The 675-nt window shown below is 44.7% G+C and carries 1 protein-coding gene; it reads right to left on the bottom strand.

Annotated elements, in window-relative coordinates; translation table 11 throughout:
* The coding region (locus R7Q48_RS27860) for an ANTAR domain-containing response regulator (RefSeq protein ID WP_318133529.1) at positions 1–541 on the bottom strand (541 nt) is incomplete at its 3' end.
* Positions 542–675: the final 134 nt, after the last annotated feature.

The raw sequence follows: 675 nt of genomic DNA, 5'->3' as shown, positions 1-675 counted from the left end.
CTTGAGTAAGCGTTTGACTCGATTGCATTGCAGAGTTTCGCATTGCTTTGTACGCGTGTTCCTCATCTACATTGTGCACTTTCATCAATAAGCCTTTGGCTTTTTCCACCAGCTTTCGCTCTTCAATCTTGTTCGTCAGCGATTCAATTTCTGAATTCATTCTCTCGAACCGCTCACGTACCAAAGTTGCGTGGTCAATCCAAGGTTGAAGAGCAAACTCAGTATCATGAGGCATCAACACATAATCCATTTGGCTTGATAACCGATTGATATCATTAGAAGATAGTTGCTTTAGCACGATAAGAAGTGGTACCGATTTTTGTCGGCAGAAATCGACGATCAAACGCAGCTCTGCGGTTGGCTGCTGCCATCCAACCACAACTCTTGCCGATGGTTCTCTCCGTATCAGCGTTTCTAGCTGTGCCAATTGGCTACCGATGATGTTGTCGTAATCTTTGCTCAATAAGCCGGACAATCGAGCTTGCTCTTGAAGGCTGTCACAGCAGACGATAATGGGTGTTTTTGACGTTGATTGAGTCATGCACATTCCTTGTTAATATCTCACTCACTAAAGGAGATAAAACAAGGAATGTGCCAACTCCGATTAACTGGCGATGAGATGTTCTTTGAAGAAAGCTAAGGTACGTTCCCAAGCAAGAGCCGCTTCCTCGGGTG

This window comes from Vibrio sp. 378 (assembly GCF_033339435.1).
The sequence above is the reverse complement of the archived record's forward strand: the minus strand, read 5'-3'. Positions and strand labels throughout refer to the sequence as shown.